The sequence below is a fragment of the Microbacterium sp. genome (assembly GCF_030149085.1).
Lineage (GTDB): Bacteria > Actinomycetota > Actinomycetes > Actinomycetales > Microbacteriaceae > Microbacterium.
Window position 1 is genome coordinate 1 of sequence record NZ_JASBSF010000068.1, and the last position, 8,852, is coordinate 8,852.

The 8,852-nt window shown below is 67.0% G+C and carries 10 protein-coding genes; 8 read left to right on the top strand and 2 right to left on the bottom strand.

The features are described 5' to 3' along the window. The first annotated feature begins 92 nt into the window (after positions 1-92). The 8 genes from Q1V87_RS02800 (at position 93) to Q1V87_RS02835 (ending at position 6,939) form a co-directional block, all read left to right on the top strand. On the top strand, positions 93-338 hold the full coding sequence (locus tag Q1V87_RS02800) for a hypothetical protein (protein WP_292734225.1): 246 nt from the start codon (positions 93-95) through the stop codon (positions 336-338). 20 nt (positions 339-358) lie between these two features. Further along, positions 359-646, top strand: a complete 288-nt coding sequence (locus tag Q1V87_RS02805; RefSeq protein ID WP_300590773.1) for a hypothetical protein — start codon at positions 359-361, stop codon at positions 644-646. A 79-nt stretch (positions 647-725) separates the two neighbouring features. After that, entirely contained in the window at positions 726-977 is a 252-nt protein-coding gene (locus tag Q1V87_RS02810) for a type II toxin-antitoxin system Phd/YefM family antitoxin (protein ID WP_229382258.1), read from the top strand. Continuing rightward, positions 974-1,234: a Txe/YoeB family addiction module toxin gene (locus tag Q1V87_RS02815; RefSeq protein ID WP_195693037.1), complete on the top strand. Its 261-nt coding sequence runs from the start codon at positions 974-976 to the stop codon at positions 1,232-1,234. Before Q1V87_RS02810 ends, Q1V87_RS02815 begins: the two co-directional genes overlap by 4 nt. A gap of 134 nt (positions 1,235-1,368) precedes the next feature. Beyond that, positions 1,369-1,659 carry a DUF4148 domain-containing protein gene (locus tag Q1V87_RS02820; RefSeq protein ID WP_300590774.1) on the top strand — a complete coding sequence of 97 codons (291 nt, stop codon included), beginning with the start codon at positions 1,369-1,371 and terminating at the stop codon, positions 1,657-1,659. 119 nt (positions 1,660-1,778) lie between these two features. After that, positions 1,779-2,111, top strand: a complete 333-nt coding sequence (locus Q1V87_RS02825; protein WP_195693039.1) for a hypothetical protein — start codon at positions 1,779-1,781, stop codon at positions 2,109-2,111. A 148-nt stretch (positions 2,112-2,259) separates the two neighbouring features. After that, positions 2,260-5,541 carry a DEAD/DEAH box helicase gene (locus Q1V87_RS02830; RefSeq protein ID WP_300590775.1) on the top strand — a complete coding sequence of 1,094 codons (3,282 nt, stop codon included), beginning with the start codon at positions 2,260-2,262 and terminating at the stop codon, positions 5,539-5,541. Positions 5,542-5,655: 114 nt separating this feature from the next. Then, positions 5,656-6,939 carry a DUF4143 domain-containing protein gene (locus Q1V87_RS02835; RefSeq protein ID WP_300590776.1) on the top strand — a complete coding sequence of 428 codons (1,284 nt, stop codon included), beginning with the start codon at positions 5,656-5,658 and terminating at the stop codon, positions 6,937-6,939. Positions 6,940-7,097: 158 nt separating this feature from the next. On the opposite strand, the gene Q1V87_RS02840 is transcribed toward Q1V87_RS02835, so the two are convergent. Both Q1V87_RS02840 and Q1V87_RS02845 read right to left on the bottom strand, forming a co-directional pair. Further along, the gene (locus Q1V87_RS02840; RefSeq protein WP_300590777.1) at positions 7,098-7,784 is read right to left on the bottom strand and encodes a low molecular weight phosphatase family protein; all 687 of its coding nucleotides are present in this window, start codon (positions 7,782-7,784) and stop codon (positions 7,098-7,100) included. Between the two features lie 42 nt (positions 7,785-7,826). Continuing rightward, on the bottom strand, positions 7,827-8,852 hold a 1,026-nt coding region (locus tag Q1V87_RS02845; RefSeq protein ID WP_300590778.1), incomplete at its 5' end, for a HipA domain-containing protein.

The following is an 8,852-nucleotide window of genomic DNA, read 5'->3' on the forward strand; positions in this document are numbered from 1 at the left end:
CGCGGGAAGTGGAGGCGCGCCCGCAGCGCGGCAGACCAGCCCTCGCCTGAACGCCCCGACGTCCGGATACATGCGCCGACTACAGTATGGGCATGAAGACCGAGCGGCTTCAGGTGCTCATTGAGACCGAGCAGCGTGAAAGGCTTGGACGAATCGCTGCCCAGCGGGGCGTCTCCGTCGCTTCTCTGGTGCGTCGCGCGATCGATGTCGCCTACCCCTCGAGCCTCGAACCGAAGGCCGCGATCGTCGCAGGCATCCTGGCTGCGGTACCGATGGATGTTCCTGATCCACACCACCTGCGCGCCGAACTCGAACTCATCCATGGATACGCGCGCTGATCCGGCGCACACTGGAGAACATGGAGGTCGTCGTGGGGATGGACACACTCGCCGTGCTCGTTGCGCTCGCTGTGGGCATCGTCGGGCTGGCGACGACCGTGACGGCGTCTGCGCGACGCACTCGCGTCGAGCTGAAGGCCGAGTTCGCGACGGAGATCTCTCGCCTCGACGACCGACTTTCGCAGCTTGACGACCGGGTGTCTCGGCTTGACGACCGGGTGTCTCGGCTTGATGACCGGGTCTATGTGCTCGCGGCGGGTCTCGCGCCGCGACTTGCGCCCGCGCGCGAGGCTCCGTGCGACGAGTAATCTGCGTTCGTCGCTCCCGACGCCAGGCCAATCTCCAGAGTGGTACCGTTTTACGTACTACTCACTCGGAGGTGTTCCCGTGTCCGCGATCACGGCGACCGAAGCGCGAAAGAGCCTGTTCGGACTCATCCAGCAGGTCAACGACGATCACACGACGGTGGAGGTCGTCTCCCGCCGGGGCAACGCCGTGATCATGTCTAAAGACGATTACGACGCTCTCACCGAAACCGCGTACCTTCTTCGAAATCCCGCTAACGCCGAGCGGCTGCTCGAGGCGGTCGAGCGCGCGCGTCGCGGCGAATTCGAGCAGCACGACCTCGTCGATCCGTGACCCGCGCGCTTGTCTTCGACCCGAACGGGTGGGAGGACTACCTGTACTGGCAGACGCAGGATCGCAAGACGCTGAAGCGGATCAACACGCTGATCGCCGCAGTCCTTCGCGATCCGTTCGACGGCGTCGGCAAACCCGAGCAGCTCCGCCACGTGCTGTCGGGCTCCTGGTCTCGGCGGATCGACGAGAAGAATCGACTCGTCTATTACGTCACCGACGACCACATCGTGATCCTCCAAGCACGAGACCACTACTGACGTCACCGCCCCGGTTCCTCCCCATCGGACGACGGTGAGCGTTGGTATGGTCCCCGCCCGTTCTCGTGTTTCGCGGGGTGCGCGCTCGCCTACGGTTCTAGATACGTGGGCCTATGAGGCGCACACTGGAGAACATGGAGGTCACCGTGGGCATAGACACACTGGGCGTGATCGTTGCACTCGCTGTCGGCATCGTGGGCCTCGCGACAACCGTGACGGCGTCGGCGCGTCGCACCCGCGCGGAGGTGAAGGCCGAGCTGACCGACCTGAAGGCTGAGTTCAAGACTGACCTGAACCGTCTCGACGAGCGTCTCTCACGGCTCGAAGACCGCGTGTCGAAGCTTGACGATCGGGTCTACGCGCTCGCCGCTGGCCTCGCACCGCGTCTCGCGCCCGCGTCAGGTGATACCTCTCGCGACGAGTGATCCGCCTCGATCCGCCTCCCCATTCGTGCGAACGGCGCGGGTCTCCACACCCGTGACGACACGTGCGCGCTGAGGCCCACGAGGTGGCAGGCTTGCCGCATCCGTCGCACAATGAAGGGGTGATCTCGCTCGTGGACCCACAGAACTGGCTCTACATCGCCGCGCTCACGACTGTCATGCTGGGAGGCACGACGGTGATCGTCACACTCACCAATCGCACGACGACTGCCGCGATCCACGGATTGCGGGGCGAGCTCTCTGGGCGGATCGACGCACTGGGCGGTGAGGTCAACGGGCGAATCGACGCGCTGAGCGGGCGTATCGACGGGCTGCAGGGGGAGATGAATGCGCGGTTCGCTGCGGTCGACGTGCGCTTCAGCGCGCTCGAGCACCGGATCGACAACCTCGACCGCGACGTGTCGGCTCTCATCAAGCGCGCGCTGGACTCCTAGGCTCGCGACACGCTGGCGTACGGCATCCGCTGTGCTGCACGCAGGACGATGAGGAGCGGTTCCTCCACAGCGCGCCGAAGAACTCGGCTGCCGTTGGACCGGCGTCGACCGAGTGCGAGATGTCGGCGGCGGCTGCAACGATGGTTTCGTGGACTACTGGCATGAGGTTGCCCAATCTCTCGGGGGCGCGAACTACGACCGCGGCTGGACGCTGAACGCGGCAGGGCGGGTCACGATCGTCGACCTGGATGCCGACAACACGCGCACGTCGGTCGATGCCGTCGTGCGCGATCGCGGCCACGGGGGCGATGACGTCATGGTGGTCTCGGTCGTCATCGAGCCTGCGCGCGGGTCGATGAGCGCCTACTGCAGTTGCGAGCATGCCCCGCACTGCGCGCACGTCGCTGCCGTGCTGCTCGCCGTCTCGGATGCCGGGACGGACTCGGGCGCGAGAGGGCCGAAAGGCCAGTCATTCCCGCCGCGAGACAGCACTCCACCGTGGCAACGCTCGCTCGATGGGCTGCTGCCGGCATCCGATGCAGCCGCCGTGGAACTGTGCCTGTTCATCACCCTGCAGACACCGCGCGCGACGCGCTGGAGCAGGGTCCCGCAGCAGCCGAGGCTCGCGGCCCGGCCCGGGATGCGCGGCGCGCGAGGCGCATGGATCAAGGGCAAGGCCCGCTGGGGGCACCTCGACGGGCTGCAGGCGGATCCCGCGGCACTCGCGCTGCTGATCGAGCTCGACGTTCTCGACCCTGCCGCGAACTCGTGGGGCTACACCTATCGCGACGATGAATGGATGCAGCTCGACCGGCTGCCCTCGCGGACGCTCTGGTCGCTGTTGACCGATCTCGAGGCGGCGGGGGTCGCGCTCGTCTCACCGGGCAAGGCGCAGCATCCGGTGCGGCTCGACGGGGAGCCGCTGACCCCGCGGATCTCGGTCACCGAGAACCGCAAGCGACTCGCGGTGCGCGGCGAGCTGGTGCCGGTGCGAGACGACGAGGATGCCGATGCCGGCGGGGACGCCGGTTCCGACGGGGGAAGTGAAGCGTCGGAGCCGCTCGTGACCGTCGGTAATCCTCCGATCGCCGTGGGTCGGGTCACCGCAGCCGGCACCGCCGAAGAACGCATCGTGCTGCACCCCCTCGATCCGCCGCTCACCGGGCCGATGCGCGACCTGATCGCCGCCGACAAGCCCATCTCGGTCGACACGGCGAGCAGGGAGCGCTTCGAGAGCGACTATCTGCCACGGCTGCAGGCGATCGCGCCGGTCGTATCGCCCGATGCCAGCTACACGGTGCCGGCACCGCCGAGCACCGTGCTCGAATTGCGCGTCGACCACGGCGACGGGCTTGCCCACCTCACCTGGCGATGGGACCGGCTCGGCGGCAGCATCCGTCCCGATCGCGTGCGCGAGGCCGGCATCCTCGATTCCGTTCGCAGCACTGCAGGTGCTCACGCCTCCATCGTCCTGCCGGGGGAGCGGCCGGATGCTGCGATGGTGCCGCCCGACCAAACCCTGCGCGGCGCGGCTGCTGTGCTGTTCGTCGCCGAAGTGCTGCCCGGCCTGCGCTCGCTCGAGACCGTGCGGGTCGTCGAAGACGTCGAGGCCCCCAGCTTCCGTGCCGCATCGCAGGCGCCGGATGTCTCGGTCACCGCCCAGCCCGGAACCAACGACTGGTTCGACCTGAGCGTGCAGGTGCGCATCGAGGGTGAGGACGTCGACTTCGCTGCCCTGTTCCGGGCACTCAGCGAGAACGAGCCGATCCTCGTCCTGCCGAGCGGCACCTACTTCTCGCTCGATACGCCCGAGCTGCAGCGCCTGCGCGAGATCATCGCCGAAGCCAGTGCCCTCTCGGACCGCCCCGTCACCTCGGTGCAGGTCAGTCGCTACCAAGCCGACCTCTGGGAAGAGCTCGTCGAGCTGGGCGTCGTCGCGCGCCAGGAGATCGAATGGTGGATGCGGGTGCGTGGGCTCAGCGACCACGATCAGCTCACCCCCATTGATGCGCCACCGACGCTGCGCGCCGAGCTGCGCGACTACCAGCGCACAGGGTACTCCTGGCTGCACTTCCTGCGCACTCACCAACTCGGCGGGGTGCTCGCCGACGACATGGGCCTGGGTAAGACCCTGCAGACCATCGCGATGATCGAGAAAGCACGACTCGATGCGCTTGAGACGGGCGACCAGCAGCATCCGCCGTTTCTCATCGTCGCCCCCACCAGCGTCGTCGGCAACTGGGCTGCCGAGTGCGCGCGATTCGCGCCCGAGCTGCGCGTCGCTGCGATCAGCGCAATGGGAAACAAGCGCGGCACGGCACTGGCCGACGAGGTCGCCGGGGCGCACGTCGTCGTGACCAGCTACGCGCTGTTCCGTCTCGAGTTCGACGCTTACGCGACCCTGGACTGGCAGGGGCTCATTCTCGACGAGGCTCAACAGATCAAGAACCCGTCGTCGCAGGGCTACAAATGCGCCCGGATGCTGGACGCCCCCTTCACGCTCGTCATCACCGGCACTCCGCTCGAGAACAACCTGCTCGAGCTGTGGGCGCTCGTCTCGCTCGCGTGCCCGGGTTTGCTGGGAGGGCGCCGCAGCTTCACCGAGTACTACCGCACACCCATCGAACGAGAACGCGACAACGAACGGCTGCGGACGCTGCAGCGCCGCATCCGTCCCTTCCTGCTGCGCCGCACCAAAGAGCTCGTCGCATCGGAACTGCCTCCCAAGCAAGAGCAGCAACTCGTGCTCGATCTGCACCCGACCCACCGGCGGCTCTACGACCGCAGGCTCGCGCGTGAGCGCCAGAAGGTGCTCGGTCTGGTCGACGACGTCGACGCGAACCGGTTCCAGATCTTCCGCTCGCTCACCCTGCTTCGCCAACTCTCGCTCTCGCCCGACCTGGTCGACGAAGGCGAAGCGCCCTCGGCGAAGCTCGACGCCCTCATCGAGCTGCTTCGCGAAGCAGCCGCCGAAGGACACCGCGCCCTCGTGCTCAGCCAATTCACCCGCTTCCTCGGCCGCGCGCGGGATGCTGCGACGGATGCCGGGATCGCCTCGCTCTACCTCGACGGCTCAACGACCAACCGCGCTGCCGTCATCGACCAGTTCCGCACTGGCGACGCGCCAGCGTTCTTTGTCTCGCTCAAGGCGGGCGGTGTCGGGCTCAACCTCGTCGAGGCCGATTACGTCATCCTGCTCGACCCGTGGTGGAACCCGGCCGTCGAGGCGCAGGCCATCGACCGCGCCCACCGAATCGGTCAGACCCGGCCCGTCATCGTCTACCGGCTCGTCTCGAAGGGAACCATCGAAGAAAAAGTCATGGCACTCAAGACCACCAAAGCCCAACTGTTCGACCGCGTGCTCGACACCGACGGCGACGCCATCGGCGGCGGGCTCTCTGCCGACGACATCCGCAGCCTCGTCGACTGAACCGCCGATCGGTATTAGTCAGACGCGAGAAGAGTCGCGCCCGGCTCTGCGTTTGGTGGCGTGAAAGCGATGCTATCGGTAGCGTAAGGATGCTGCGGATGGTAGTTTAGCCGCGTGGATGGCTACCTTCCTCGGTTGATGGATCAGCAGCTGACCGCTGCGCTCGGTGAGGTGGCAGCGGTAGCCGTCGAGGGTCCGAAGGGAGTCGGAAAGACGGCGGCGGCCACTCGACAAGCCGAGAGCGTCATCCGGTTGGACGATGACTCGCAACGCCAGGCGTTCGAAGCCGACCCCAACCGCATCAGGTCACTCGCGTCGCCGCTGCTCATCGATGAATGGCAGCGATCACCCCAGGCGTGGGACGTTGCTCGCCGATGGGTGGACGACGGCGCGCCGACCGGAAGTGTCATCCTCACCGGGAGCGCGCATCCGCCCGGAGCGGCTGTTCACTCGGGGGCCGGCCGGATCGTTCCGCTTCGTATGCGGCCGCTCTCGCTCGCCGAACGATTCCCCGGGTCGGTGACTGTATCGCTCGGCGACCTGCTGTCGAGCCAAGCGTCAGTGGAGGGCGTGAGCGGTCTGGGCTTCGTGGACTATGTGCGTGAGATCACGGCATCCGGCTTTCCAGGTATCAGAACACTCACCCCGCGGGGCCAACGACTGCAACTCGACGCCTACATCGACAACGTGATCCACCGGGAATTCGCCCAACAGGGTCACGTCGTGCGGGCCCCCGACACTCTGCGACGGTGGATGCGTGCATACGCCGCCGCGACCGCGACGACGGCAAGCTATGCGACAGTGCTCGAGGCGGCCACGCCAGCCGAGGGTGCGAAACCCGCCAAGACGACTGCGATCGCCTACCGAGACGTGCTCTCGTCGCTCTGGCTGCTGGATGCGGTGGAGCCGTGGGTTCCGCGAGGGAACGAACTCGGACGTCTTGCGCAAGCGCCCAAGCACTTCCTCGCCGACCCCGCGCTCGTGTGCCGTTTGCTCGAACTCGACTCCGACGAACTCCTCGGATTCGACGGCGACGGGCCGGGAATCTCGGAATCTTTCGGGCCCAGCTACGGGCCGCTTCTGGGACGACTCTTTGAAGCGCTGGTCGCGCTCAGCCTCCACGCGTACGCATCCCACGCTGAGGCGCGGCTCGGTCACTTTCGCACCCGCAATGGCGACCGGGAAGTCGACTTCATCGTGCAGCGAGGACGACGCGTTGTGGCCTTCGAGGTCAAGCTCTCGGCTTCGGTCGACGATTCCGACGTACGGCACCTGCGCTGGCTTCGTGACCGCCTCGGGTCACAGTTGGCGGATGCGGCCGTGATCACCACGGGCGAGTTCGCCTACCGGCGATCGGACGGGATTGCAGTGATCCCCGCGGCACTGCTCGGGGCCTGACCTGAGCTGTCGCGCCTGCATAATCGCGGATCCGCGGGCGCGCGTTACTCAGGCCGGGAGGCGGGCTGTATGACAGGTATCCCGAGAACGGTGAGCGCTTCGGCTCGGCGGCAGGCGTAGGTCACGAAGCCGTCGAGGTATCGAGATAGACCGCCATCTCAGAAACGCTCGTCGTCGCGCAGCGCGTGCAGCTGCGGCGACAGCGAGTCGCCGGGCGCGGGCGGCATCAGCTCGGCGATTGCGCGACGCGAGACGAGAGCGCTGCGGATGACGCGAGCCACTTCCTCCACGGCCGGGAGGAGCTGGCTCATCGAGGTTTCGTAGGTGTTCCAGCTGCGGCCGGCCGGGTCGAGAACGTCATCCTCGGACGGATCCCCCGGAGCGTCGACCGTGCCGCGCACGCTGAGCACCCGCGCGAGGGCAGCCTGGAACCGCGCTCGCGGGTCGTTGCCGGCATCCGTCGCAGCCTCGTGGATCTCGGCATCCGTCACGTGCCGTGACAGGCGAGCGAACTCGAGGATCGTGAACGCCTTGCGCAACAGCGACGGGTCGAGTTCGACCACGGCCTTGCGGTGCGCGCGCGTCATCGCCAGCACCAGGTCGCGACCGGCGAGCACCGGCTCGGAAAGACGCTTCGCCTGATGAGCCTCGATCTCTGCCGCCGGGATGCCGAGCTCAGCCGCGATCTCGCACGCGTGCTCGGTCATTGCCTCGCCCGGACGCGGCTGCGTCCCGGCGCTCGCCACCTCGACCGGCAGATCGGCCAGAAGGAGACGCAGGTACAGCTCCGACAGGGGAGAGCGGACGATGTTGCCGGTACAGACGGTGAGGATCTCGATCGGCATGAATCGAGGGTACCTGGGGGCGTTTCGTCTCGCTTCGCTCGCTCACCGAACGCTGACGAGGGGGAGGCGGCGAACGCCTGCCAATGCGGCATCCATCACCGCGACAACGTCGGGGTCGAGATCGAAATCGGCCATGCTGGCTCGAGCAGCCTCGAAAGCGTCGACGAGACCCGATCTGATCTCGTCAACGACTGAGGATGCATCGTTCGGGGGTACACCGAATCGCGACCCCGTGCGGACGAGACCTGCCACAGAGATTCGGTCGAGTGCGTACTCGCTCTCCACGCTCATGGCGCTGCTGATGATCGCGGAGCCATCCCAGTACGCGGCGTACGTCAGCAGATCGTAGAGTGGCGCGAGCCGCACCGAGCGGCCCCTCAGCATGAGGGAGTAGTTCTTGGCGTGAGCATCCGTGCACCCCGCCACCACGTTGAAGACGAACGCGCGGAAGAACGCGGCGCCGGTCGCCTCGCGATCCGCGACGAGCGGCAGGGAACCGATGAGCTGAGCGATGCTGGCCACGCCCGGTCCGCCGTCGCGTTGCTGGTACTTCTTTGACGGCGGCACGCTGAGTGCCTGGCACATGTCCTCTTGGTGGAGGCGATGCCACCGCCCATCCGTCCACTCGCGGTCGTATCTCTCGCTGATCAAGACGTTCCAGTGGCCGACACGGCCAAGCCGCGCGGTTGCGACATCACACCCAAGATGAGCCGCTGCGCGCAGAGTGAGTTGCTCAACCACGTCGATGCGGCGGAAGGTACCGACGACCGGCTTGAGGATGTGCGTGGTCGGTTGGCTTCCCTCAGGAACCGCCCAGCGGCCATCCGGCATCCGGAACAACGCGATCTTCGGTTGCGCGCCGGCGATGCTGAAGCGCCCAGCACCATCCCCGACAGCGACGCCGTCGGTGTACTCGGTAACCACCTGGTCGAGCATCCGAGCCACCTCATCCTCGGTGACCGGCCGCGCGCTCTGTTCGGCGCGCGCGTCGCTCGCGAGTTCAGCGGGCGGAAGGATCTGTACCGCGCCCGCCGCATCTGCCCCAATGTGCTCGAGGAGCGCGAACGG